This is a genomic window from Syntrophomonas sp., from assembly GCF_028707975.1.
In the GTDB taxonomy this organism is placed as follows: Bacteria; Bacillota; Syntrophomonadia; order Syntrophomonadales; family Syntrophomonadaceae; genus Syntrophomonas.
Genome location: NZ_JAQVZX010000010.1, coordinates 20588 through 46504, shown reverse-complemented (window position 1 = coordinate 46504; position 25917 = coordinate 20588). Strand labels below are relative to the sequence as shown.

The window sequence follows — 25917 nt, the reverse complement described above, 5'->3', positions numbered from 1 at the left end:
CCTGGTCAGGGCTTCCAATACCGGTCCTGAATTAATTGTTCGTTGTGAGGGCCGAAGTCCTGAAGCCCTGGAGCAGATAAAAGCCGAGCTATTTGGCTGCCTGCAATCCCTGGGCATGGAAGAAAAGGGAAACCCGGCCGGGTTTCCCTTTACCCCGGTTTACAATTATCCTGAGAGCGGATTTCAAGATCAGGTATAGTTAATTGTGTAATACGGGAAGATTTATTATAGTACCTTTGCTAAAGGAGTGTAGAACAATGATCCTACTCAATCTGGGAACCTATCCCCCCAAACAATGTGGTATCGCCACCTTTTCCATGGATTTACGCAACAGCCTGTTAATCAATGGTAATGAAGTTAAAGTTATGGCCGTATCGGATAATAGTTATCAATACCATTATACGGACGAAGTGCTTTTCAACCTGAAGCAAAACCAGAAACAGTCATATATACGAGCAGCTAATTTTTTAAACAAATCACCGGTGGAATTGATAATAATACAACATGAATACGGAATTTACGGAGGCAGGGAGGGCGAATATATAATGGAGTTGGTGCGACTCCTGCATAAACCCTTTGTCCTTATTACCCATACTGTTCTACCCCGGCCCTCTAAACGCCAGAAGCAGGTCTTAAATTACCTTTGTTCGCGGGCTTCAGCGATCGTTTGTATGACCAGGCGCTCGGAGCATCTCCTCTCCGACCTCTATGAAGCTCCACCCGAGCTTATCCAGGTAATACCGCATGGGGTACCAGAATTCAAAAAACAAGCGCAAGATAGCTTAAAAGAAAAACACGGCCTGCAGGGGCGGGATTTAATAAGCACCTTCGGGCTTATAGGACCGGGGAAGGGCCTGGAGCTTGGCATCCAGGCTATAGCTCAAATCGTAAAAGAACATCCCCAAACAACTTATTTAATCCTGGGCCAGACTCATCCCATGCTAAAAAAGCAGGAAGGTGAAAAATACCGGCATATGCTGGAAGATATGGTAGTTAAGCTGGGATTGGAGCATAATGTTGTTTTTGTCAATAAATTTTTGAGCGATGAAGAGCTGGGCGAATATCTCTATATGAGCGATATTTATCTTAGCCCCTATCCTAATAAAGACCAGGCCGTGAGCGGAACCATGGCTTTCGCTATAGGCTGTGGCCGGGCTATAGTATCAACCTCTTATGCCTATGCTTGTGAATTCTTAAGCGGTGGAAGAGGTCTTTTAGCCGCCGAAGCAGACCCCGAAGAACTGGCTGAGCTGATGAAAAAGATTCTCACGAATCCAGATCTTAAACAAAGCCTGCAGGATAATGCTTTAAAACTAGGTAAGAGCTGGAGTTGGCCCAGTGTTGGCCAAGAATACACTCGTCTGTTCGAAAAGTTATTAGCCGAGACTCCATTAACAAAGGAGCCCAGGATAAGTTATGCCAGACTATAGACATATGCAAGAAATGAGCCGGGAAAACGGCATTTTGCAGTTTTCTCATCTGGATAAAGCTGATTCTGCCAGTGGTTTTACCCTGGATGATAATGCCCGAGCCTTGATACTTGCCATGGAGATGCCGGGAGGTCGCGAATATGCCGTTTGCTATACTTCTTTTCTCGACCAATCCCAGCAGAAAGATGGAAGCTGGTCCAATTTTATGCTAGATGGACATTACTCTTCCCTTTTTAATTCCGATGACAGTGTGGGGCGGGCTCTGCTGGCCTGCAGCCTGGGGAGTTCCAGTCCCTGGCCGGAAATAAGTGAGAAATGCCAGGAAATGCTCTTAAGAAACCTGCCCCGGGCCTTTTCTTTTCAATCGCCCCGGGCCATTGCCTATACTTTAATTGGCCTGTGCAAGTGCCAATGGGCCGGATTGGGGGCCAGGCAACAGGATTCCATAAAAAAGCTGGGAGAGTTCTTAATCAATCTATATCAAGGGCAACATTCCCGAAAATGGCTGTGGTTTGAAGATTACCTCACTTACTGCAATGGTATTCTTCCCCAGGCCATGTTCGCACTGTACCAGCAAACTGCTGATAAAAAAGCCCTGAAAATAGGCTATGACTCCCTTAATTTTTTGAATAGCATCCTTTTTCGCCAGGGTTATCTCAATATTATAGGTAATGATGGCTGGTATTTCTGCGATCAAGAAACAGCTCTTTTTGACCAGCAACCAGTAGACGCCGCATCTACTGCTTTTGCCTGTATGGAAGCCTATGAAAGCATAGGTGAAATTGAGTTTTTAGAGCTGGCCATCCTGGCGCATAAATGGTACCGAGGTCATAATATTCATGGCTTATCTCTCTATAATGCAGAAACGGGCGGCTGTTATGATGCTCTTACTCCGGAAGGGGTTAATTTGAACCAGGGAGCGGAAGCGGTTTTATCTTTATTGTTAAGTGATAAACTTATGAAGAATTTTATCGGGGAGAAAGTTGATATTGACCAGTCTTCATAGGAAAAGTAGGATATCTAAGAAGATAAATCAAAATTGACTCTACTGCAAAAACCCCTCTTGTTGCATAAGGGTTGCATAAATATACAAAGCGCTGGCGAAGCCTGATTCGGAACGACACGGGGGTCGTTCCCTACACACCCTTCGGTCGCTTTTAATGTAGCTGAGCGGTATATTTATGCATGCTAATGCATATTTATAACTTTTTGCAGTGACATCAAAATTGAAATTTCAATATTCCCTCCAGCATATCCACTTCAAAACATACCTCAAAGGTAGTACCCAGGCTGCTGCTGTCTACCCTGATGCTGGCATTGTGCCGACGGGCAATGCTATAGCATATAGCCAGGCCCAGTCCCGTACCATCATCCTTGGTAGTAAAAAAAGGTGTGCCCAACTTTTCCCAATGACTTTTTTCTATTCCTTTGCCCTGATCCTTTATCGATAATATCACTTCATCTGCTTCCAGCCGGGTACTAATCTCCAAAGTCTGCCCAGTTTCCATGGCCTCCAGTCCATTGCGAACCAGGTTAATAATAAGCTGGCGCATCTCTTTATCATCCAATAATAAATTAGGGATTTCCCCTAATTCCAATAGAATATACTTGTCAGATATCATGGCATCAGCCAGAAGTAAAGGGTACAATTGCGTTATGATATCATTCAGGTTCAGGTTATGAAGGTTTACCATTTTATTCTTGGCCAGGGACAAAAATTCAGAAATAATTGAATTGGCCCGATCCAGTTCTTCCAACATAGTATCAAAATATGCCTGGTATTTGGATAATTCTGTATCCTGAGACATTAGCTGCAGGAAACCCTTTATTGTTGTCATGGGATTTCTTACTTCATGACCAATCCCGGCGGCCATTTCCCCCACTGTCTGTAGTTGGGCGAGTCTGAGCATCTCTTTCTCTATCCTGCGCTGCTCCGTGATATCTTCGGCCAGGATCTGCACCCCCTTTACAGATCCGTCCTTTATAATAGAGGAACCCTTTACCCGCACGAGCAATTCCCGTCCATCCCGGCACAAGACCCGGTGTTCATAGGTTTTTACCTCCCCCCAATGTTCGCGTTCTAGTACGCGAGCTTTAACCAATTCCAGGTCTTCTGCAGGGACAAAATCAAAAATTGACTTGCCTATCATCTCTTCCCGGCTGTAACCTAAACTCTCTATCGTCTTGCGGTTAACAAAACGCAGGCGAAAATCAGGCCCGTAGATATAGAAAAGCTCATTGAGATTATTGATAAGCTCCTGCTGCTCCTCAAGCTGGCATTGCAATTTATCCCGGGCCTCTCTGAGTTCGCTCACATCCCGGCTGAAAAACAACACTTCCAGCTTGCCCGCGGGGTTTCTTATAAGCTTTCCCTGGGCTTCAATCCATATATAGGAACCATCCTTCCTTTGATGCCGGCATTCACAGCTTCCCTCACCATTTTCCAGGACTTCCTGGAATGCAGAGCAAGCCCGGGCATGGTCCTCGGGATGAATCCAATAGAATAAATCCCGCCCCAATATATCTTCTGCAGTTAAACCCAGCATTTTATAAACTGTGGAATTCCAATATATATATTGCATGCTATCAGGACAAAATATGGAAATCATCAGGAAGGAGCTATCGGCAATAATGCGGTATCTCTCTTCCGAATACCTTAGGTCCTCCTCAGCCTGTTTTCTGTCGCTGATGTCGCGGGATATACAAAGCCATTCGGCCTGGCCGTCCCGGTAAATCACTTTGCCATTGTTATCCAACCAGATATAATTTCCGTCTTTTTTACGATAGCGGAATTCCCCGCTGTTTTCTCCGGTTTTTTCTCCTTCCTTTACTGCCTTAAAGATTCTCTCGCGGTCTTCCGGGTGAACCCGATCAAAAAGGTTAACATAGCGATACTCTTTGCTGGAATAACCCAGCATTTTTTCCAGGGTAGGATTTATGTATTTAGGACGGTAGCTGTCACAATCAACTACGGTTATTCCATCAGCAGCAGAATCCACTATATAGCGATATCTTTCTTCCGATGATTTAAGTGCCTCCTCCGCCTTTTTCCGGTCGCTGATGTCCCGGGTAACCAGTAGTATTTCTTCTTCTCCATGCTGATTCCAAATTATTCTACCTATCGCTTCCAGCCAGATATAGGATCCGTCTTTTTTTGCTGAGCGGTATTGCGCCCGACCATAGCCTGCATTTAATCCTTCTTCCAGCTTTTTGCTAACCCGGATCCGGTCATACGGGTGCATATGTTCAAAGCAGTTTTTCCCTATCAGTTCTTCTGGCGAATAACCCAGCATCCTTTGATGAGAAGGACTAAGATATCGATAGCAATGCGTCCTGGAGTCAATTAAGGTAATAAGGTCGAAGGCATTGTCCGCAATCAGACGATAACGCTCCTCCGACTTTCTTAATTTTATTTCAGCCTGTTCCTGCTCGCTGATATCATCCACAAATATATAGTAATACCGGCCATCACTGCTGCGTTTAACCACATATTTTAGCATTAAATCTTCACCATTTTTACCAGCAATCTTTAGCTTGTTTTTCTTTTTTCCTGGTCTAGAATTCTCATATTCAGCAATAATTGCAGATATAATTGCTTTAAGATCTTTGCGCTCATTTAACAACCTTAGTTCCTGCCGGCTATATCCCAAAGTGTTAAAGAGAGCCTGGTTTACCGCCTTAAAGGAAGTATCCTTGTTGACGGCCAAAAAGGCCTGGCTGGAATGTTTGAAAGCCCCCAGCATTAAGCGCAAGCTGTCACCTGGGGTCTCCCGGGACTCATCATCCGGATAAAAAAAGATTTCACTATTTGTATTGGCTTTCGTACTCTTTTCAGTACTTTCCGTTTTACCCGCCATTATTTCCCTCCATGGACTACAATCAAATTTAATTAGTACCATGCCATATTCTGCTTTTATTTTCTTTTTCCTGCTTATTTCTCTTTTTTTACATTACTCCACTGCCCGGCAATTTGCATTGATATCAACTATGAAACAGCCATACTTAGAGACCGAATACAAGCCATAGGTGATGTCACTGCAAAAAGTTATAAATATGCATTAGCGTGCATATTTATACCGCTCAGCTACATTAAGAGCGACCGAAGGGTGTGTAGGGAACGACCCCCGTGTCGTTCCGAATCAGGCTTCGCCAGCGCTTTGTATATTTATGCAACCCTTATGCAACAAGAGGGGTTTTTGCAATAGAGTCATAGGTAATAAGTGAAATAAGAAAGACTATAACAAAAGAAAAAGCTGGATCTCATTGAACCAGCTTTAAGCATATTTGACTTACTGCAAAAACTCTAAGCCTGAACCTCGATGCGGAAGGCCTCGGGTATCAGGTCGGCCAGGGTAGCCCGAGCCATTCCTATGTTGGTATCAGCCGCCCCATAATAGACCAGTATTTCATCATTGTCCTCCAGTATTTCCTTATCTGAAGCGGCTACTGCGCCACAGGTGAAAACTACATTGGGCACCCAGGCTCCTGAAAGTCCGATTTCATAGTCTTCTTCTGGTTCCAGAACGGGATTGGGTGAACGGTAAATTACCTTGGCCGGATCATTTAGATCAACCAGAATTACTCCCAAGCGGTAAACATAATTATAGTCCACCCCGTGGTAAATCAGAAGCCAACCATATTTGGTCTTCAAAGGCTGCGCCCCGGCTCCGATTTTTAGCGAATCCCACATTCGTCCCGGGCGGGGGCCAATGATAATAGCATGGTTTTCTTTCAGGGGAAAACTTATTTCTTTCATATACGTAGCCCATATACTGGGTTCGATGCGGTGGTAAATCACATATTTACCGTTGATTTTTTCCGGGAAAAGTATAGCATCTTTATCCCAGATGTTCTTAAAGGCCAGGCCTTCCCGCTTCCAGTTCTCATATTTCCCGGCCAGAAAATCCTCTACCTTTATGGAAGCGGCGGCTATTTGCGCAATATTCCCATCATAGGCGGTGTAGAGCATGATAATTTTATCTTCAATTATAATTAAGCGTGGGTCTTCACAGCCCCTCTTCTCCTCTGCGGTGGACGGAGAAAAAATAGGGCGGGGCAATCGCTCCAGAACCTTATAGCCATCCGAGATGGCAAGGCCGACATGAGAGATATCATCGCTGCCCACAGCCCGATAAAACAAATAGACCTTGTCCTTGATCCGTAAAGCTCCCGGATTCAATACATATTTAGATTCCCAATCATTATCCTCAATAGGTTCGAGAATAGGATTACCTTCATAGCGCTTCAAGTACTTGCTGGGCTCATTGGTGGTTTCCTGTACCACCACCGCTACATCGCGGGGTCGGGCGGGCAAGAGGGTATCCAAGAGGTTCTGGCTGCCCTTGTTCGCCTGGATAAGGCGAAAGATGATCTGCGCTATTTCTTGCGCTTCGTAGCCCAGTTCCTGATAAAGCAATTCCAGTAAATCATGATTGAACCAGCGGTTTTCCACGCTGGTAGTCATGGGGGTGGGAATCCTTATTCCGCCCTTGAAGCTATAACTGGCCCAGCTCCAGGCGGTGCAAGTAAGGAAAGTTTCATCTTCCAGAACCTGACTGAGTCCATAACCATCAGCCATCAGAGTAAATATCCGGGATTTTTCTTCATTTCCCTGTTCTGAAAGCCTTCTAGCCAGGTATCTCAGTTTTTCTACCAATTTGCGGTGGTGCTGGTTTTCAAAAATATTGAAGGCCGACAACTCATCGCCTTTTTGCAGTTTTAACAAAGAATTACCCACCTTGAGCCCCAGGTTTTTTCGTTCCCGTACAATCACTTGAAATAGCTGAGAAAAGTTCTCCGCTACCGCCAATCGCCGAATAATACTGGTAAAATACCTTAAGCGCGGGTATTTTCCTCCTTTCCCCTCTTCCAGATACTTGATGGTAATTCGACCGGTGACCCGGTTTAAATAGGATAAGCGTATCTGAGCCAATTCCCCCGGATGCAGCTCTTCTTTCAAAATGATAGGCTTCAAGTCCACCCATTGAAAGCTTTCCGGTTTAAGATTATCCAGCAGCCATAATAGGGTCCGATCAGAGTATAAGCGGCCCTCCACCAGGTTGGCATAGGTAAGAGCATCACGCGCTTCCATTTTCTTGATCAAGTCGGCCGGTTTGTAACAAGCCAAAGGAATCATAATATTAACCGGAGGGAAACGGACCAGCATTTCTCGTAAGAGGTCTTCCCCCACCGTAAACATGGAATGCTGAGGAAAAACCGCAAAAAGAGCCTCAACAAATTCTTCCAGTCCTTCCTCGTTATACAGGTCACCGGGGAAGAGCTCCTCCAGGCTCTGTTCCAGTCGCTCCATAAAATCCTCTATAGCTGCCACGATGATTTTGGGAGGAGCATTTACATCCACTGCTAATCCCTGCTCCAGGAAAGTATTAAAGGAATTCTCATAGCGTTTTCTTAATTCCCGGAATATACAATCCGTGTTAATCAAGCAGTGATCTTTTCCTAAGATTTTTTTAGGAACTACTATGGGTTTACCCGGAACATATTCCATGTATCCCAGCGGAACTATGGCTGGTTTGACCTGTTCCCGCCGGTGCAGCCATTGCCGGCTTAATTCGGGTTTTAACAACCAGAAACGGTTAGACAGGCATTGTCGTATATTATCCATCTTGCCTACCAATATGGCATCCTTTTCGCGAGTAGTGAGAAAGCCCAGCTGCTCGCTGAAGCTGCGCATTTCCAGGACATAGCTGGCTACTCGCCCATTATATAATGTAGTCAGAGCCGCCAGTATCTCCCGGCGATTTGCTCCCTCATCGAAGGAATAGGCCAGGAGAAAGCAAAAAAGCGTTGAGACCCATAGTTCATCGGAAAGGTGAAATTCTTCCGGGGGCAGTCGCAACTGCTTTTCGATCTCCTTCTCATGATCACAGCTTTGCAAAAGGCTGTGGTATTTCTGGTAACCTTTCTGAAAACTCTGCCAGAGGTCGGGAAAAGAATAGCTCTCGAAATCGGGCTGCTTGACTTCACTACGGGCCAAAATATCAGCCACCCTGATTACCAGACGATCCTGCAACCAGATGGCGCTGTCCCGCTTCAGCGCCTCAAATATGGTACCCAGGTTATCATAAAAAATCCTGTTTCTAGTTTCCAGACGGTGCGGTTTTATGACTCCCCCCATATTTACTTCGCAAATACTCTTGCCCCAGCAAAGAGCGCGGGTCAAGAGCCAAAAATCCACCCCATAGCCCCGGATATTATCGCCCCAGAAACGAGCTTCATGCGCCAGTTCCTCACAGAAGTCGTGCGAAATAGCATAGGTTCCTCCCAGGGGATCGCCCACCCGGCTGCCATAAAAAGCTTCCAGTACCGGTGCTGCCAGCATATGAGCGATACTGTCTATACCCAGATGACGGCGCAGGCTCCCCAAAACCAGGTCATAGTGCCCCTGTATGGGGGTTAAAAGGCTTTCCAACCAGGCTCCATCAATTCCAGGCCCCCTTTCGGTAGCCATATTAGCACTGAAAAGCAGCAGGTCCGCATCCAGGCGCGCACTTATTTCTATGATGGCTCTGATGCTCATACCCCGGCCGCTTATTTCCCGGGGTAAAAGGAACTCAATGTGCGGGTGTTTCAATTCCAGTTTTTTTATAGAATCGATAACCGCCTGGCCCGAGTTATCACCTATACAAACTATCAATTGCCGGCGTCCGATCCAGGACTGTAAAACCTGGTCCACCGATTGCAGTATTAAAGGTAGTGCCTCCACTTCATTGTGGAAAGGGATGCCAATAAGCAGGTCATAGTTGGCAAACTGCTCAAGTTCAGGCGCTATTTCCCTTAAAACTTCATCAAAGAGGCTTTCGGTATTTAAATTGCTCAATTCCTGGCCCCTCCTCGTCATTATGTGGCAAAAAAGCTAAAACCCTTTTGTTACCCGGTTACTATAATAATATGTTCATTTCGGCATCTTAATATTTATTTGCCGCTGATTAATTGCCAGCTGTAAAAGCACCTTTTATTAAAAATTGATTAACCAACACGGCCCAGGGGGTCACAACCACCGATAAAAAGTGGGTAAGTATGCGCTTGTATAATAAGATGTAGTTGGGATACCCTTCTAATCCCCGGCGTCTGGTGACCATACCGTCCTCCGATTTTCGCCTTCTGTCTTCCGTCTCCCGACGCCTGACGACCAACGACCAATAACCCCTCACCTCTCACCTCTCACCCCTCGCCCCTCACTTTCCTTACTAAGCAAAAAAAGCGCCAGGGCTCGTTCCCTGACGCCTGTTGTTGGGGCTCAGATGCTTAAATGTTCAACACTGCTTCCATTTCCGCCACCAGCCGGGCAAAAATATCCAAGGCTTTTTCTACCGGTTCAGGGGTAGTAAGATCAACCCCGGCTTTTTTAAGCAGATTAAGCGGGTAATCAGAGCTGCCCGACTTGAGAAATTCCAGGTAGCGGTCAACGGCCGGCTGACCTTCCTGCAGTATCTGTTCCTTCAAAGCTACCGCAGCGGAAAAACCGGTAGCATATTTATAAACATAGAAAGCAGAATAGAAATGAGGTATACGAGCCCATTCCATATCTATTTCTTCATCCAATACCGTATCCGGGCCATAGTACAAACGGTTTAAATCACGGTAGCTCTGGCCAAGACCTTCTGCCGTCAAGGTCTGGCCCTGTTCCACCTGCTCATGAATCTTCTTCTCAAATTCGGCAAACATGGTCTGGCGGTACACAGTGCCCCGGAACTGTTCCAGGTAGTGATTGATAAGATAGGCCTTTTCCCGGGGTTCGCGGCTTTGGGTTAAGAGGTAATCGATGAGTAGTAACTCATTTACTGTAGACGCCACTTCTGCCACGAAAATACTATACTGGCTGTAAACATAGGGCTGGTTTTCATTGGAATAATAGCTGTGCAGGGCATGACCCATCTCATGAGCCAGAGTAAAGACATCATCCAGTTTATCATCATAGTTCATAAGAACATAAGGATGGGAGTCGTAACAACCCCAGGAATAAGCCCCGCTGGTCTTTCCCTCGTTCTCATAAACATCAATCCAGCCGCTATTCAGCCCGCCATGCAAAATTGCCCGATATTCATCCCCCAAGGGCTGCAGGGCCTTTAACACCATTTCCCGGCTGTTCTCATAGCTTACCTTGCTTTTAAATTCCTTAACCAACGGAGCATAGATATCGTACATATGCAGTTCATCCAGGCCCAGAGCCTTTTTCCGCAAACGCAGGTAACGATACATGGGTTCCATGTTATTATGCACTGTTTCCACCAAACGCTCATAAACTTCACGAGAAATATTGTCTTGATCCAACGAAGCTTCCAGGACCGAGGGATACTTGCGCACCCGGGCGTAGAAAATATCATTTTTAACATTGGAAGCAAGGCTCATAGCCAGGGTATTTTTCACTTTACCATAAGAGCCATATAAAGCCGTAAAGGCTTCTTTTCTCACCCGGCGCTCATTACTCTCCATAAAGCTGCCATAGCGTCCTTTGGTAAGCTCCACCGCTTTGCCTTCTTCATCTTGAATTACCGGGAACTTGATATCGGCATTATTGAGCATTCCAAAGATGTTTTTGGCCGCCAAGGACAAATCCGCACTCATAGCCAATATGCGCTCTTCCGCCGGGGAGAGTATATGTTCTTTTTGCCGCATCAGTTCATCCAGCCAACGCGAATACAATTGCAGATCTTGATTTTCGTCCAAAAAAACACTTATTTTCTCCGGGGCCAGGCTGATTATCTCCGGAACAATATAGGAGCTGGCACTGCCCAGTTCTATACTTAGTCGCTGCACCCGGTCAAAGAGGGCCTGATAATGGGAATTGCCGTTATCCTCATCCCGCCTCATACGGGCATAAACATAGAGCTTTTCCGCCTTGCGTTCCAAGTCATGGGAAAAATTCAATACTTGCACGAGTTGGGCGGAAGAACTACCCAGTACTCCCTTATACTTCTCCAGCGCCGGTATCTGTTCTTCCAGCTCTTTATATTCCTCTTCCCATCTATTTTCGTCCGCATAAATATCTTCCAGCTTCCATTGGTATTCCGGGCTGATTTCTTCCCGTTTCTTGCTCTCGCCTTCCATTCTATTCCCCCTTTTCTTCCTGGCTTCGTATTATTCTTATTTTTCAAGCCTTTTAGCATTATACCCCATTTACCAGCTTATTTTGCAGTAGTATTCGATATAGGGTCGGGAAGACCCCTTCCTGAACGGGAGCGAAGGGAGTGATAGTTCACGAGCAAATAATCACTTTCTAAATTCGCCATACTACACATATAGTTGTTGAAACAAGATTTGGAAGGTGATATGATTTGAACAATAAGAATAACTGTGATGTTATTGATGGTTCTCCAGAGGAGGGCAATAAAATGTCAGTAATTGCAAAAACAGAAGAGGTATATAAGGACTTTCCTTGTCATCAAAAAAATTAAACGATATAACAGTTAAACCCAAAGTTAAATACGGAAAGTATTATTAGATAAAGAAAATAAAGACCATCGCTATATTGTTGAAGAGGAATGTTTATCCCTAATGCTTCTTGATATCGGCCCCCCCTCCAGGAGGGGTTTTACTTTTTTCTGAGACCCATATATGGTATAACGCTTGTTTTGTTAGGACTCTAGCCGCTTAAAGAAGCCGGAAAGATATTTCACTTCGTGTAGGCTGGTGGAAGCTACAGCAAGGGATTGGACTGGATGCTATCCGGCTGTTTCTGTCCCTCATCCGGCAGTACCGGAGCCGGTGTCGTCCCGCTTCCTCCACTATTATCCGGTGAATTCGCTCCCTCGACCGGCCCTGGCGCAAGCGGGGAATGCTCGGCTTCTTCCCCGCTGATATTTTCCTTTTCACCTGGAATAACCGGCTCTAAATAACCTTCAGGAGAAGAAAATTCTTCTGTTTCCGCAGCCTGTTCCTCCAGCAGCCCTGGTTCAAGCTCGCTGGCTTCAACCGACTCCTCGGAGCTTGGGGATGAGGCCGAAATCGGTTTCTGTTTAACCCAACTGGGCTTGGCTTGAGCCACCTCAAAGGTCTTGCCGGCAAAAAGGGCTGCCACTATACCATTGGCTATCTTTTCATCAGCCTGCCAGTAGCTGGCGCCGCTGGCCGGGTCGGTATAAGAATAGCCGGGCAAGGTCTGGGTGATCATATCCTCGGCCTTAAAATCCCGAGCGGTCTTCGCCAGGTAAATCATGTCATCCGCTGGTATATTGGTTTTAACATTTTTTGCTATCTCCGGCAGCAGACGGGGAAGTTTAAGGATGGTACTACCTTGTAGTACTTCATTCGCCAGAGCCTTGACAAAGGTCTGCTGCAAACCCGTACGGCCAATATCTGCGGTGGGCACATCCCGGAAGCGAACAAAGCTCAGGGCTTGCTGTCCGTCCAGGTGCTGCTGTCCCCGGGAAATATTTATCTGCAGCTTGGGGTCGGGATCCCAGTGGTCCATATCATGCTCCACATTGATGTCTACCCCTCCCAGGATATCAATAATCTTGGCAAAGCCATTAAAATTGCTTACCACATAGTAATTAACCGGGGTACCCAGCAATTCGCTTACTGCTTTACAGGCCGCCTCGGGCCCCTTGATATAATTCACACTATTTATCCTATCATGGCGGTTACGGGAAACCTCTATCCTGGTATCCCGGGGAATCCAAACCAGGGCCACTTTCTTATTCTTGCCGTCTATACTGGCCAGAATCATGGTATCACTGCGAGAATTTGCCTCATTGGAACGAGCATCAATACCCATAAGGAGAATATTTACCTGCTTGCCGCCGCTGACTCTAGTCTGCACTGATTGGTCGGTAAACTGCTCACCAATAAATTTTCCCAGCCCAAAAGTAGCCAAAAATATTAGACCAAATAAGACTATCTTCTTCCTGAAAATCTGTTTTATTCGCACCAAGGACTGCCTCACTTCTTTTAATATTTATTCAGCAAAATTTTCCCCACTCATTTTAACGCCGCCACTTTATCACTCATTTTAGCGCCGCCACTTTATATTGTCTATGCTTTTATGGCCCGGCTTCTTTCACATGATTTATCAGCCATGGAAAAACTTCACGAAAAACAGACTCTTAGAAATGAAATGGGGAGAAGCACTCAGCTATTGCAAGATAAGGTTTATCGCATGGCTTCCAACTGGGCTCTGATTTGGCCAAGCAAGTCCTCTATCCCCTGGCCAGTGCGGGCAGATACATAGTTGGGAGTAGCCTGCTTGGGATTTATTCCTTCCAAGAGGTCAACTTTATTGAAAACCGGCATAATTCTTTCTTTTTCGGCTCCCAATTCTTCCAGCACCCCTTCCACCACCTTGATCTTATCCAAGTAAGAAGGGTCGGCCAGATCGATTACATGTAAAAGCAAATCAGCTTCCACCGCTTCCTCCAGGGTAGAGCGAAAGGCGGCTACCAGGTGGTGAGGCAGGTTTTGAATAAAACCAACCGTGTCCGTAATGAGAACCTCATAGTGGGAATCCAAATTAATTTTCCGGGTAGTAGTATCCAGGGTTTGAAAAAGGCGGCTGTCAGCTTCAACCTGGGACTGCCCACTACTGTGGGCCACCCGGCACAGGGCATTAAACAACGAGGACTTACCTGCATTGGTATAGCCCACCAAAGATATAACCGGATATCCGGCCCGGCGCCGCTTTTTTTTGTGTAATTCCCGGGTCTTTTCCAGCTTTTCCATCTGCCGTTTTATTTCCCGAATACGACCTCTAATATGACGCCGATCCAATTCCAGTTTCTGCTCCCCAGCACCCCTGGTTCCTATTCCTGCCCCCAAGCGGCTCATTTCTTTTCCTATACCTGTAAGCCGTGGCAAACGGTATTCCAGAGTGGCCAGTTCCACCTGTAAAAGACCCTCCCGGCTTCTGGCCCGCTGCCCAAATATATCCAGAATCAAAAGAGTCCGATCAACTATTTTGCTCTGGAGTTTTTCCTCCAGATTTCTGAGCTGGGTGGGAGACAACTCACTACCGAACACCAAGAGATCAGGCTCCACTTCAGATACCAAGTGCTCCAGTTCCTGTAGTTTACCTTTACCGATATAAGTAGAAGCATGAGGCTTGTCCCGGGCCTGAGTCAAGGTAGTCACCACTTTCGCCCCAGCAGCCTCAGACAGCCCGGCCAGTTCCTGCATAGAGGAATTAAAATCCGAATCCCTTGTAGCCTCGGTTTTTACAGCTACCAATATCGCCTTCTCCCAAGCAGTTTTTTTATACAATGATTCAGCTCCTTATTCGTTTTCTTGATCCAAATGCGCTTAGTATGAAAATAGATTTTTTAGACGCTGAAGTACGCTGATTTTTATGATTCACGTTGATAACTATAACAAAAGAAAAATCATATTAAATCTGCGTTGATCTGCGTCAAAAACAGCCCCCTATGTAAGGCCAGTATATTTTAATGGGTGGTTGTGGCCCCTGAGCATGGGAGGGAGATACCCTTAATAGTTTTAGGCATTTAGCTTGGCCTGCAAGCGCTTGTAGGCAGTTTTTTCGATACTGCGTTTCATAATGGTATTCTTTAACTCAGGAAGCACCTCAACTATCTTATCCAAATCTTTAAAAGGTACCCCCAGCAAAACCTCATCTTCCCTCTGGTCGGTAGAGCCGCGCCCCCCAAAACAGCTGAGGCTCAAGTTGATATTTCCCTCTAAAAAGGGTATAACCGTGGCATCTACGCAAACTCCCTGTGAAACAGCGGTGCTGAAAGAGTAGCGTCCTCCTTTATGATAGTTGTCGGCTATCAGTACCCACATTAACATCGCGGGCTTACCCTGTAAGATAACCACCTGGGGCTCAAAATCCGCCTCATCCAGTGCTGCCAGCAATATCCCGGGATAAGCTCCCAGGGGAATTCGGGGGGTAAGTGCGGAGACCTGGGCCGCCATTTCGGGGGAGGCGAATAGATTCAGTCGGCTATGCATTTCCCCACTTCTTATTTTTTCCGGCAGAGGCCTTAAGCCCAGAGCAGCAGCACCATTGGCACAAGCCAGGTTATCGGCAGTAGCCATGAGTTTGTCACCACTCTGGGCCAGCATCACAAACTGGCAAAAACTAAGATCCCAATCGGAGCGGTAATCCGGTGGAACTTCCTCCTCATCGGAGAGAAAACGGATCGCCACCGGTCGCCGATACAATTCCAAAAAATACTTCAGCGCCTGGGCATAATCATAGTAATCCATTATCAAGCACCCCTTTCCCTTCCCCATCACTAATATTCGGCAACTTTGTCAGCAGTTTTTTAATTTACCCAAACCATATCTTTTTAATTAGCTTAATCTTTTTAAAACCACTAAATAGCGTAAATACCATTATTATAGCACAGCTTTTCCTCCCCTCCGTATCAGGAATATCTGCTTTACTTTTCTTTTTAGGAAGGAATAACCATGTTTTTAGCCAATAAATATATATGTGACTCCACTGCAAAAAACCTTTTTTGTTGCATAAGGGTTGCATGAATATACAAAACGAGCGTTGGCGAAAGTGAAAGCGGGCGGTCGAAGACCGCCCTTACAATGCCTTGCAGTCGCTATTAGGGTTGTTGCGCCTGATTCGGAACGACACGGGGGTCGTTCCCTACATGCCCTGCGATCGCTATTAAGGTTGCACCCTGCGGGCACTTCTGGTGCTCCCTTCGGTCGCTATTAAGGTTGCTGAGCGGTATATTTATGCACACTAATGCATATTTATTACTTTTTGCAGTGACATCATATGTAGATTTTCTGATTGTGGAGCTATTGCTAAAGAGTAAATTTTCAAAGGAGGTTCATTATGCAAAAAAAATTCTGGGCAGTCCTGTTATTCCTATCCCTTGTTCTTAACAGCTTTGTGTTTTCCGGGCCGCCCCTTTCCGCCGCTCCAAGCTTCCCGGATACCAGCACTCACTGGGCCAAAGATTATATCCAACAGTTATCCAGCTTGAATTATCTTTCCGGCTATCCTGATGGAACATTTAAACCCGACCGGGATATGAGCAAAGCTGAATTTATCACCGTATTAACCCTCTGCCTGGAGGCAGAAGCCGGTGACAAGAGCACTGTGAACTACAGTGATGCCAAAAAACACTGGGCTCTGGCGCGCATAAACGAGGCTGTCAAGCGAGGAATACTAATCCCCGCCGAGAATCCTGACGGTTTGCGCCCGGATGAAAGCATCAAACGCAGCCAGGCAGCAGCCATGCTGGTCAGGGCTCTGGGTAAACCGGCAGATAACGGCACTCTGCCCTTTAATGACCGGGCTACAGTGGAAAAAAGCGATTACCGCGGTTATATAAAAACCGCTTATGACCTGGGGCTAATATCGGGTTTCCCCAACGGCAACTTTGAGCCATTTCGCAATATGACCCGGGCCCAGGTCTGTACTGTAATGTCCAAATTTTTAGCTGCGCGGGGCATTTCCACTCCAGTCACTCCCCCGTCCAGTTCCGTCACCGGCAATATAAACACCCTGGCATTGGGAGAAAGATTGTTTAACCTGCAAACAACTCCCATTTATATCAAGATCAATTTTACCGACCTCAAAATCTCCTCTATTGTTGCCGCTGGATCTTCCGTTTTAATCAATGGAAATCAGAAGCTGCAACTGGAGTCCTTAAGCGATAATCCCGACCTTATTATCGACAACAACCGTTATGCTATTAGACGGTATTCGCTTAGCGGCAACAAACTGGTAGCCTACCCCGGCTGCCGCAAATTCAACCGGATCAGCCCCGGGACTTATACCTATAACTCAGATTATATCAAGCTCTATATTAATTCGGCGAACAGTGAACGCTATCTTTCTGACCTGGAGATAGTTGATGAGTATACGGTAAAACTGGGGGAGAAAAGCTATAATTTGAGCCAGGACAAGATTACCATCCAATTGGATAAGGAATTTTACGATATCAAGCGCGCAATCCTGGGGGACAGCGACACTTCACCCCAGCTCAGTAAAACCGATCCGGTGGTTTTTGAGGGTCTTTCCATGAGTGATATTCTGGCTATCTTTACCGGTACATCCACTGTAAACCTACAATCCAGCAGCCGCGTGGACTTCATTGTTAACGGGAAACGCTATACCATGTCGCAGGTGAAGGTGGATGCCAAAGGGAATTTTACGGTCGATGCCACGAACTACCCCTCAGCCAATGTCATAATGATTATTGACGGTACTCAGTACAAGATAAATCACATCGATATAAACAATAACAAATTCATATTTTATTGCGATGCCGGCAGCACTCACGAGTGGGTAATTATAAACAATGAATACCGCAACCCGGACGATGTAAGAATACTCTGGGACGGTGGTGTCTATGAGCTAGATGAGATAATTACCGTAAAGCGCAATGTCCTGCGCATAAAGGGCCGGCAATATGATCTTGATTCCAGCTTCAAGGTGCGCTTTGATAACAAAACCTATGATATTGACCGTATCGACTATGACGCCAGCATGCAAGCTACCGTAATAGAAACGGGTAAAACCAGCACTGGTTACCTGGCCAACCAGCCCCAGAAGTTTGTCTTCTTCAAAGGCAGCCGCAAGCTCCAGGAAGGAGCCAGCAATGTCACCATATATGTAAATTATGCCTGGGTGGATTTCAATCAAATCCTAATAGTGGATCCCTCGCACCTGACCTATAAGAACAGCAACTATGAGCTGATTGGAAGCCGCATAAAGATTGACCGTATTGAATACAAGATTGTAGACAGCTCATGGCATGGCCTGAGCCAGGTGCTGGATTTGTACCTGGAAGAAACTTGATAAAAAATAGTAGGCGATTTCCCAAATCCCTGAATAAAATTAGCCCGGGTAGGGATACAGAAACTTCCCTGCCCGGGCTAATTTGGTGCTTTCATGATTGCGGCCTTGGGTAGGCAGCAGTATATTATTTAACTGCTTTATACCATAGGGGGCAAGGTTATGGCATTTTGAACCGCCCTGTTGGGCAGAAATGATGATAAGGTAGATGATAAACGCTATAGTAAATATACAGCAAAATTTTCAAAACCACTGATAGGTCTTTTTTTAGGGAATACTATGTCCTCTTAAGGGTTTGAGAGGAGCAAAATAACCCTTTATGCAATTTGGATTTATGATACAAATTTGAATATGATTTTTTTCCTTAAAACCAGCGTTTGGGTATAATTCTTTTCCTTCTATAAAGCCGCCTTTAACGGAATCATAGGAACGATATCCATTTAATTTATTATAAGCATGTAGGTATTCTATTACGGCACAATCAAGATACCTTAATAATAAGTCCGAGTCGGAACCGACTGACTTGTTTTGGGGGAGTTCAGTAGTGGACTTGGAAAGCAAATCGTATGACTGTTTCATGAGCATCAGAGATTTTGATTCGAACAAATTTAAACAATAACCCAGGTCAATTATTGCTCCCAAGACAGCTGGTTCTTGGATAAAGCCTTTCCCTAGATGGGGATTTTTGCTTAAGGTTTGAGCATATTCTAAGGCCCTTTGAGGATTATTTTCCCAAAAATATATACCGTGACCAAGCCAATCATAATCATTATTGCTTGACTTAAGTCTCGTTTGGTCATACAGTACTTCTTGAACAATGCTTTTATCACACCCGTGAAACCCTAAAACGAAACTTGGATGAGAGGAGTACATTGAAGCATACATATTATTTATACCTATCTTTAAGTCTTCCTGCTTTGTCATACATTCCGGTCTGACTGAGTATCGAAGCGGCGCAAGCTTTTGAAGACTCAAGTTTTTGACCATATTGTTTCATTTCTTTCACTTGCTTCTGAGCATCACTATAAGTTTTGACTTGCTTTTGAGACTTTGCCATGAAAATCAACTCCTTAAGAGATGGACAATTTTCTATTAAACATATTATATCATATCCAGGGAGAATTAAGGATGATTCAATAGCTTAGACGGCTTATAGGGATTGTTATATAAACTCAAATAATTTCCGCCATTTTAAGCAATGCACACCCTTGTATAGCTTTGGACAAGCTGGAGAAAATAAAGATGCTTTTACCGACAAGCAGGATAGGGCAACGCAGGAGTGCAACCCGAGCGGCTTAGCGGATTTGGCTAAGTGACAGGGCGGCGAGCAATTGCCGTTTCATCAGAGCCCTGAACCGCGGCAGGATCACTGAAGCTGTGATGAATAACCTGTCGTCCAGGAAAGTAGGGACAGTTTTCTCGGGCATTATCACAGACCGTTACAACATAATCAAATTCCAAATCCTTAAATTCTTCGATACCCTTAGAACGGTGGCCTGACATATCTACACCGAGTAGCTCTAAAGCTTTAACTGCGAATGGATTGACCCTGAAGGGGTTGGTTCCAGCACTATATGACTCATATTTATCCCCATACATCATACGCAGCAAGGCTTCTGCCATTTGAGAACGTGCGGAATTCTGAGTGCATAGAAACAAAACCTTTTCTTTTTTGTCGTCAACCATTGAACTCTCCCCTTATAACTCAGCTATACCGGTAGCAAAGTACTTACGTCGGAATCTAAGAGCTACATTAACTAGACCTATCATAATCGGCACCTCAATCAACGGACCAATGACAGCAGCAAAGGCCTGACCGGACTGAATACCGAATACTGCAACTGCAACCGCTATAGCCAGCTCAAAGTTGTTACTAGCAGCAGTAAATGACAGCGTAGTTGTTTGCTCATAGTTGACACCCATCTTCTTGGAGATGAAGAAGGAAGCCATAAACATGACTAGGAAGTAGATACACAAAGGAATAGCGATACGAACCACATCCATTGGCAATGCCACGATATATTTACCCTTTAGGGAGAACATAACGATTATGGTAAAAAGAAGAGCGAGCAGAGCTATCGGTCCAATAGTCGGCACGAATTTGGTATCATACCAATCGGCACCTTTCATGGGGCGCAGGATAACGCGGGTCAAAAATCCAGCCGCGAAAGGTATGCCAAGGTAGATAGCTACACTCTTGGCTACTTCCCCCATCGAAACGTGAACCGCAATTCCCTCTAATCCCAGCCAGGTTGGGAACACTGAAATAAACAGATAGGCATATATAGAAAAGAAGATAACCTGGAATACCGAATTTAGAGCAACCAGAGCTGCGGCATACTCATTATCGCCATCTGCCAAGCTATTCCAGACGATAACCATCGCAATGCAGCGAGCCAGGCCTATTAAAATAAGCCCAGCCATGTATTCAGGGTAATTGTGCAGAAAAATTACAGCTAGGATGAACATTAAGATCGGACCCAGAATCCAGTTCTGCAGCAGTGACAATAGCATGACCCTACGGTTTTGAAATACCTTACCAATCTCCTCGTATCTGACCCTTGCCAAGGGCGGATACATCATAACTATCAGTCCAATGGCAATGGGAATGGATGTTGTGCCTACCGACATACCACTGAGCCATTTAGAAAAACCTGGAGAAAAGTACCCCAATCCAACTCCTACTGCCATAGCCAGGAAAATCCAAACCGTAAGATACCGATCCACCACCGATAATCTCCGGGTTACCGATTCTGACATTATCCAACCTCCTCAAAAAGTATTAGTTACAGGTCTTAAATGGTTTCCTTACAGGATCTTTTCAAGCATGTTTCACCAGTTACAGCAGGTATTCGTGCAACTTCTTCCGCCATTTCTGCAATTGATTCAATTGGTTTAGCTATATACTGAAGGAATTCATTAATTGTGTTGTTTAACGAAATCTGATTTAAACTGCATATTGTTCGCTGACCTTCCTTCCAATCGTTAACAAGTCCTGCATGCTTTAAAACTTTAAGATGTTGAGAAATACGAGGTTGGCTCATTTGCAGAATTTCCTCCAGGTCACAAACACATAGCTCCCTATGAGCTAACAGTTTAATGATCTTTAATCGGGTAGGCTCTCCCAAAGCCTTAAAAACCAATTCAAACACACTCCCACCTCCCCTATAAATATCTTACGTTATTTACGGTGATTGCTGATCGTTCATTTCGTCAATAACCCACAGGATCATCTCCCAACTTTCATCCATAAGTGTTTCAAAGTTAAGCTCTATGTACATAATAGATTAATTATATAAGTATTTTATTATGTGTCTATTATTCTGTCAATATGTACACTGAAATATGTAAAAAGTGGGTCTTTTCGAAAGGCTCAAAAAAAAGGTTTGCTGCCATCAAGGGATAGCAGCATTATTAATATTCACGTCTAATAAGATAGGTCCTATAGAAGAAATATCTGCGCTGATGTATCACATTAGCTGCAGCAGGGTTTACCGCCATCTTTGTCAGATTTCTTCTCTTTTTTGTCATCGTTCTCCGGTATCTCTTCGATCTCGAAACTACAACAGGAACTTTTCTTTGGCTTAGTTACTTTAATCAAGCGTCCAAATAACCCTTTCTTTTCATTATTGTTCTCTTTATCCATCGATTTATTTCCCCTTTCGTTTATTAATTGATACATTGCAAATACCTAAATTCCCATGCTGTTTGTGCTTAAATCATATTAAAAACATATCCACAAATTATCGCCGTAAGAAAAATAACGACTACAATTGATGCAACTAATTTCTTTTTAAAGATGCCTGCAAGCATGCTCATTTCAGGAATTGCCATCCCTGCGCCGCCAATTACCAAAGCAATTACAGCCCCAAGACTCATGCCTTTTTGCATTAATGACAAACCGATTGGTATCGCTGTTTCCGCTCTAATATAAAGCGGAACGCCGATTAACGCTGCAATCGGGATGGCAAATGGATTGTCACGTCCAGCATATTTTAATACTAATTCTTCTGGAAGATATCCATAAATTACTGCTCCTATGCCCACACCAATGAGCAAATAACCTAAAATACCGTAAAAATCCCCCCATGCTTTCATAAATGACAGTTTCAGTTTACTTTTGAATGCATGAGGGATCTCATTATCAGCATAACCACCTCCTTTAATACGTACATTCTTAACAAGTTTCGACATGCCGGTTTTCTCTAGGATAATTCCAAAAATAATAGCCGCGCCAAAAACGACGATAAAGTAGGTTATTGCTACCTTTAAGCCCATCAAAGCTAATAATATTGCTAAGATGATTGGATTAAGCAAAGGGGATGCAATGACAAATGACATAGTCGCGCCAAAAGGAACTCCTATTTCAAGAAAACCAAGCGTCATGGGGATCGTTGAGCAGGCGCAAAAAGGTGTTAATGCCCCAAATAAAGCCCCCACAAAATTGCTTAATATACCTTTGTTAGACATCCAGGCTTTGATTTTTTCCTGGGGCAAATACATAAGTATTAATGCTACGATTGTACTGATTCCAAGAAACAGTACCGTAAGCTCTGCTGTGATAACAAAAAAATACTTAATTGTGTTCATCAATGTGTTCACAGGAATACTCCTCCCTTTTCATCATAGGCTTTTAGAATTTATAATGTCTTGTCGATGCACTGATTTTATTAAAATTTCCATGGCGGTTTTTATATTATCGATCACTTGGGGTTCCAAATCCTGCAATAACTCTTCAACACAAATGGTGTTTTTCCTAATTATTTGGGAAATAACTTGAGAGCCCTTATCGGTAACCGGTACACAGCAAACCCTCCCGTCTGTTGAAGATCGTTCCCGCTTAACATAGCCCTTGGTTTCCAGACGATCGATAATTCTGGTGGCTCCGCTTTTAGTAAAATTTATGGCATTACCTATATCTTGGATGGAAAGATTACAATTCTCATAGGCTGCTTTTAATGCCATAAACTCAGCCATCGAAAGATCCTCGCAGCATTCTCCATTGATACCATGATCACCGAAGTGCCAGGCAAGCTCCTGCAACAAGCTATAAATATCAGAAAAGCTATTTTTCATCTTATCTACTCCCCGTATTTATTAGTTGACGCCTTCAACTATACTTTTATATTATGCAAGTTTCAGTTGACGTTGTCAACCACTGTAAATAAATCTCAAAAGCGAAGATTGCCCGCGAGTAACGGGACTCGATGAATACCCGCAAATATAGCTACAGCGTATAACAGGAGTCCGGATACTATCCAAAGGGAAAGCTAAACCTCCTGCTAATAGAAAAAACCTATAGCAACGGTTTCCAAAGAGCTTACCACAGATAGAATACAAAAGTTATATAATCCTAAATCTAAAGATGGCCGAAAAGACGGCAAGGGTGGGTTGGCTCCGCGAGTGTATAGAGAATCCATACAGTACTTCATAAGGCGTTGGAACAAGCAGTTATTACCCGAAGAATACCCTTTAACCCTGCTAAAGGGACAACCCTTCCGAAGCGGATACAGAAAGAAGTAAGAGCTTTAACGCCTCAGGAGCAGCAGGAGTTTGAAACAGTTCTAGTGGGAGAACGTTTGTAAGCGGGGTTTTTATCAGGGCTTTATGGTGGTTTAAGGCGTGGAGAGATACTAGGCTTACAATGGCCAGATTTTGATTTCGAGAAGTCTCAAGTTGCTGTTCGCCGAGCTTTGCTCAGAATTAAAGACAAAGAAACTGGTAAATCCAAATTAAGCATTGAACCACTTAAATCCAAAAAGACTTATCGAACTGTGCCTCTTCCCGAAGAATTTATGAACCAGTTAAAGAAACATAAGGCACAGCAGGCTAAAGAAAAACTCAAGGCCGGTCCTATGTCTCAAACACTGGTGGAGACGAGGGGATTCGAACCCCTGACCCCCTCGTTGCGAACGAGGTGCTCTCCCAGCTGAGCCACGCCCCCACGCCGACCATTATATCACAAAAAAATTTATTGCAGCTATAGTTTCGCTGTAATAATTAAAAGATAGCAATTTAGACGCTCCACCAGCATTCTACAATTCCTGTTCTCATTCTGTCTGATAGGCTTCCAATACCTGCCGATGCAGTTCATAGGCTGGGCGGTCAAAGAGAACAATGCGAATTTTCTTGATATGTTTTAATTCAGGTATGACCTCTATTATGGTCTTAAACATCACCTGCGCGGCTTCCCGCATCGGATAACCATAAACCCCGGTAGATATGGCGGGAAAAGCAATGGAATCGAGCTGTTTCTTTTCCGCCAGACGCAGGGCATTACGATAACAGCTGGCCAGGAGTTCTTCCTCGGGTTTATGCACCCCGTATACCGGTCCCACACAATGAATTACAAAGCGATTGGGCAAACGATAGGCCCCGGTAATAACCGCCTGGCCCGGACCTAAAGGAGCCAGGGCGGAGCTTTCTTTCTTTAATTCCGGACCCGCTGCCCGGTGTATAGCTCCATCAACCCCGCCGCCACCCCGAAGGCTGGAATTAGCTGCATTTACAATAACTGCCACATCTTCCTGCCGGGTGATATCCCCCTGAACAACTTGAATTTCCACACGCGATATCTTCATTATTCTTCCCTCCCAATAACTCAATAATGGTTCCGCCTCAGCTATGGTTATAAACTGCCAGCTTCTACATATATTTATAGCATATTTAAGCATGTCTCCACATGGCATCTTACACCGTTGATTCTGGTCATCGTGATGATCGCGAGCCTGCTCTCCGCCGCAGCAGATTAATCAGCAGCGGGACATACGATGAGCACAGGTATATTGAATATGAGGAACGACCGGGCGAATTTAAAAAGCACGATTATGTAACCGGTGTCCATGAGGTGGGCTCCGCTGCGAAAGATGTGGAAAACATAACACTTTGTGGCTACCAGGTCTTCACGAGCCTGTTCTGCTTCTTCATTCTATTTTGAATTATAGCAATAGCAGCTAAAACAATCCAATCGGCATTTGTTGGACTCTTTAATTGAAGCACAGTGTACCATATAAGCTTGCAAAAAATAATATTTCCTCATTGAGGCTATTGCTTTCAAACTCAAGCTATGCTAAACTAGCAAAAAAGAATATATCTCCGAGCTGGGGAGTCTAAGGCAAAGCTAGGATTCACCAAGCCTGTAGGTGTAAACTGGAAACGGTTGCGCCTTCCCGTATTGTGAAAAGGAGTAAGGATTAACTGTTCGAAATGCAGACAGATGTTGTGTGCTCTTATTCACATGCATCTGTTTTATTATTTTAACTGAATATTTGTTTCCAAGCCTTTGAACCTAAGGTTTAAAACTATGGTTCCCGGGCCGATGGGTATAGAATGGAAACGGCTATGCCTCCCCGTATTGTGGAAAGGAGACGACGAGAGCTTATTTTATATAGGTTTAAGTGGTCGTGTCCTTTTCCAGGACACGACCTTCTTGTTTTAGGAAGGTCAAAGCGGGATTCTTGCTGGTTCTCCCTATAAAAGGTTTTGGGAAGCAAACGGGTACATGTAGGCATAAAAAGCTAAAGTCTCAATTTTAATTCGGTAATATGCTGAAAGGCTATTACATACAATCCCAATCTTTTTCTCCCCGCTTGCAAAAAACAAGCGGGTTTTTTTTAAATCTCATCCATGAAGGATTTATATAGAAGTTTTTATATTTTCATTAACTTGCAATAGAAGCATGCATAGTAACTTAAACGGTCTCATGGTCAGCGCTTTGCACTTATAATCCCGGTATTTGTTTGCTAC

19 protein-coding genes, 1 tRNA gene, 2 pseudogenes and 2 riboswitches are annotated in these 25917 nt (G+C 44.6%); of the genes and pseudogenes, 6 read left to right on the top strand and 16 right to left on the bottom strand.

What is annotated here, in order from left to right:
• The 3 genes and pseudogenes from PHP87_RS02775 to PHP87_RS02765 form a co-directional block, all read left to right on the top strand.
• A pseudogene (locus PHP87_RS02775) lies at positions 1-199 on the top strand (phosphomannomutase); the annotation flags it as partial.
• Positions 200-257: 58 nt separating this feature from the next.
• Positions 258-1430 (top strand): glycosyltransferase family 4 protein, encoded by a 1173-nt coding sequence (locus PHP87_RS02770; protein ID WP_299918161.1) that lies wholly within the window; start codon positions 258-260, stop codon positions 1428-1430.
• Positions 1417-2436 carry a hypothetical protein gene (locus tag PHP87_RS02765; RefSeq protein ID WP_299918159.1) on the top strand — a complete coding sequence of 340 codons (1020 nt, stop codon included), beginning with the start codon at positions 1417-1419 and terminating at the stop codon, positions 2434-2436. The genes PHP87_RS02770 and PHP87_RS02765 overlap by 14 nt, the downstream gene beginning before the upstream one ends.
• A 214-nt stretch (positions 2437-2650) precedes the next feature.
• Here the strand turns inward: PHP87_RS02765 and PHP87_RS02760 are convergent, their stop codons facing one another.
• The 6 genes from PHP87_RS02760 to PHP87_RS02735 all read right to left on the bottom strand — a co-directional run bounded on the left by PHP87_RS02760 (position 2651) and on the right by PHP87_RS02735 (position 15611).
• On the bottom strand, positions 2651-5287 hold the full coding sequence (locus PHP87_RS02760) for a PAS domain-containing sensor histidine kinase (RefSeq protein ID WP_299918157.1): 2637 nt from the start codon (positions 5285-5287) through the stop codon (positions 2651-2653).
• Between the two features lie 446 nt (positions 5288-5733).
• Positions 5734-9270 (bottom strand): glycosidase, encoded by a 3537-nt coding sequence (locus PHP87_RS02755; RefSeq protein ID WP_299918154.1) that lies wholly within the window; start codon positions 9268-9270, stop codon positions 5734-5736.
• Between the two features lie 428 nt (positions 9271-9698).
• Positions 9699-11501 carry an oligoendopeptidase F gene (gene pepF, locus PHP87_RS02750; protein WP_299918153.1) on the bottom strand — a complete coding sequence of 601 codons (1803 nt, stop codon included), beginning with the start codon at positions 11499-11501 and terminating at the stop codon, positions 9699-9701.
• Positions 11502-12090: 589 nt separating this feature from the next.
• Complete coding sequence (locus tag PHP87_RS02745; RefSeq protein ID WP_299918150.1) at positions 12091-13323, bottom strand: LCP family protein; 1233 nt, start codon at positions 13321-13323, stop codon at positions 12091-12093.
• Positions 13324-13544: 221 nt separating this feature from the next.
• Positions 13545-14648 (bottom strand): GTPase HflX, encoded by a 1104-nt coding sequence (hflX, locus tag PHP87_RS02740; RefSeq protein WP_299918147.1) that lies wholly within the window; start codon positions 14646-14648, stop codon positions 13545-13547.
• A 231-nt stretch (positions 14649-14879) separates the two neighbouring features.
• Positions 14880-15611 carry a DUF169 domain-containing protein gene (locus tag PHP87_RS02735; RefSeq protein ID WP_299918145.1) on the bottom strand — a complete coding sequence of 244 codons (732 nt, stop codon included), beginning with the start codon at positions 15609-15611 and terminating at the stop codon, positions 14880-14882.
• Between the two features lie 589 nt (positions 15612-16200).
• Between PHP87_RS02735 and PHP87_RS02730 the strand changes: the two genes are divergently transcribed.
• Positions 16201-18174: an S-layer homology domain-containing protein gene (locus PHP87_RS02730; RefSeq protein WP_299918143.1), complete on the top strand. Its 1974-nt coding sequence runs from the start codon at positions 16201-16203 to the stop codon at positions 18172-18174.
• A gap of 264 nt (positions 18175-18438) precedes the next feature.
• Here the strand turns inward: PHP87_RS02730 and PHP87_RS02725 are convergent, their stop codons facing one another.
• From PHP87_RS02725 to PHP87_RS02690, 8 genes are all read right to left on the bottom strand, one after another.
• A complete protein-coding gene (locus tag PHP87_RS02725; RefSeq protein WP_299918141.1) occupies positions 18439-19095 on the bottom strand; it encodes a hypothetical protein in 657 nt (218 codons plus the stop codon).
• Positions 19058-19228 carry a hypothetical protein gene (locus PHP87_RS02720; RefSeq protein WP_299918138.1) on the bottom strand — a complete coding sequence of 57 codons (171 nt, stop codon included), beginning with the start codon at positions 19226-19228 and terminating at the stop codon, positions 19058-19060. Before PHP87_RS02720 ends, PHP87_RS02725 begins: the two co-directional genes overlap by 38 nt.
• 251 nt (positions 19229-19479) lie before the next feature.
• Positions 19480-19857 (bottom strand): arsenate reductase ArsC, encoded by a 378-nt coding sequence (locus PHP87_RS02715; protein ID WP_299918135.1) that lies wholly within the window; start codon positions 19855-19857, stop codon positions 19480-19482.
• A 12-nt stretch (positions 19858-19869) separates the two neighbouring features.
• Entirely contained in the window at positions 19870-20931 is a 1062-nt protein-coding gene (gene arsB, locus PHP87_RS02710) for an ACR3 family arsenite efflux transporter (protein ID WP_299918134.1), read from the bottom strand.
• A 35-nt stretch (positions 20932-20966) separates the two neighbouring features.
• Positions 20967-21323, bottom strand: coding sequence for a metalloregulator ArsR/SmtB family transcription factor (locus PHP87_RS02705; RefSeq protein WP_299918133.1), 357 nt, complete (start codon positions 21321-21323; stop codon positions 20967-20969).
• A gap of 323 nt (positions 21324-21646) precedes the next feature.
• Positions 21647-21817, bottom strand: a complete 171-nt coding sequence (locus tag PHP87_RS02700) for a hypothetical protein (RefSeq protein ID WP_299918131.1) — start codon at positions 21815-21817, stop codon at positions 21647-21649.
• Between the two features lie 68 nt (positions 21818-21885).
• Positions 21886-22773 carry a permease gene (locus PHP87_RS02695; RefSeq protein WP_299918128.1) on the bottom strand — a complete coding sequence of 296 codons (888 nt, stop codon included), beginning with the start codon at positions 22771-22773 and terminating at the stop codon, positions 21886-21888.
• A gap of 21 nt (positions 22774-22794) precedes the next feature.
• On the bottom strand, positions 22795-23247 hold the full coding sequence (locus PHP87_RS02690; protein ID WP_299918127.1) for a MarR family transcriptional regulator: 453 nt from the start codon (positions 23245-23247) through the stop codon (positions 22795-22797).
• Positions 23248-23789: 542 nt separating this feature from the next.
• Here PHP87_RS02690 and PHP87_RS11885 point away from each other — a divergent pair.
• Positions 23790-24005, top strand: a pseudogene (locus tag PHP87_RS11885) (site-specific integrase); the annotation flags it as partial.
• A 34-nt stretch (positions 24006-24039) separates the two neighbouring features.
• On the opposite strand, the gene PHP87_RS02685 reads toward PHP87_RS11885, so the two are convergent.
• Positions 24040-24115, bottom strand: a tRNA-Ala gene (locus tag PHP87_RS02685).
• 106 nt (positions 24116-24221) lie between these two features.
• Positions 24222-24752: an O-acetyl-ADP-ribose deacetylase gene (locus PHP87_RS02680; protein ID WP_299918125.1), complete on the bottom strand. Its 531-nt coding sequence runs from the start codon at positions 24750-24752 to the stop codon at positions 24222-24224.
• A gap of 101 nt (positions 24753-24853) precedes the next feature.
• Here PHP87_RS02680 and PHP87_RS02675 point away from each other — a divergent pair, with 101 nt between their 5' ends.
• On the top strand, positions 24854-25108 hold the full coding sequence (locus PHP87_RS02675; RefSeq protein ID WP_299918124.1) for a hypothetical protein: 255 nt from the start codon (positions 24854-24856) through the stop codon (positions 25106-25108).
• 144 nt (positions 25109-25252) lie between these two features.
• Positions 25253-25374, top strand: a riboswitch (molybdenum cofactor riboswitch).
• Positions 25375-25431: 57 nt separating this feature from the next.
• Positions 25432-25554, top strand: a riboswitch (molybdenum cofactor riboswitch).
• The last annotated feature ends 363 nt before the right edge of the window (positions 25555-25917 follow it).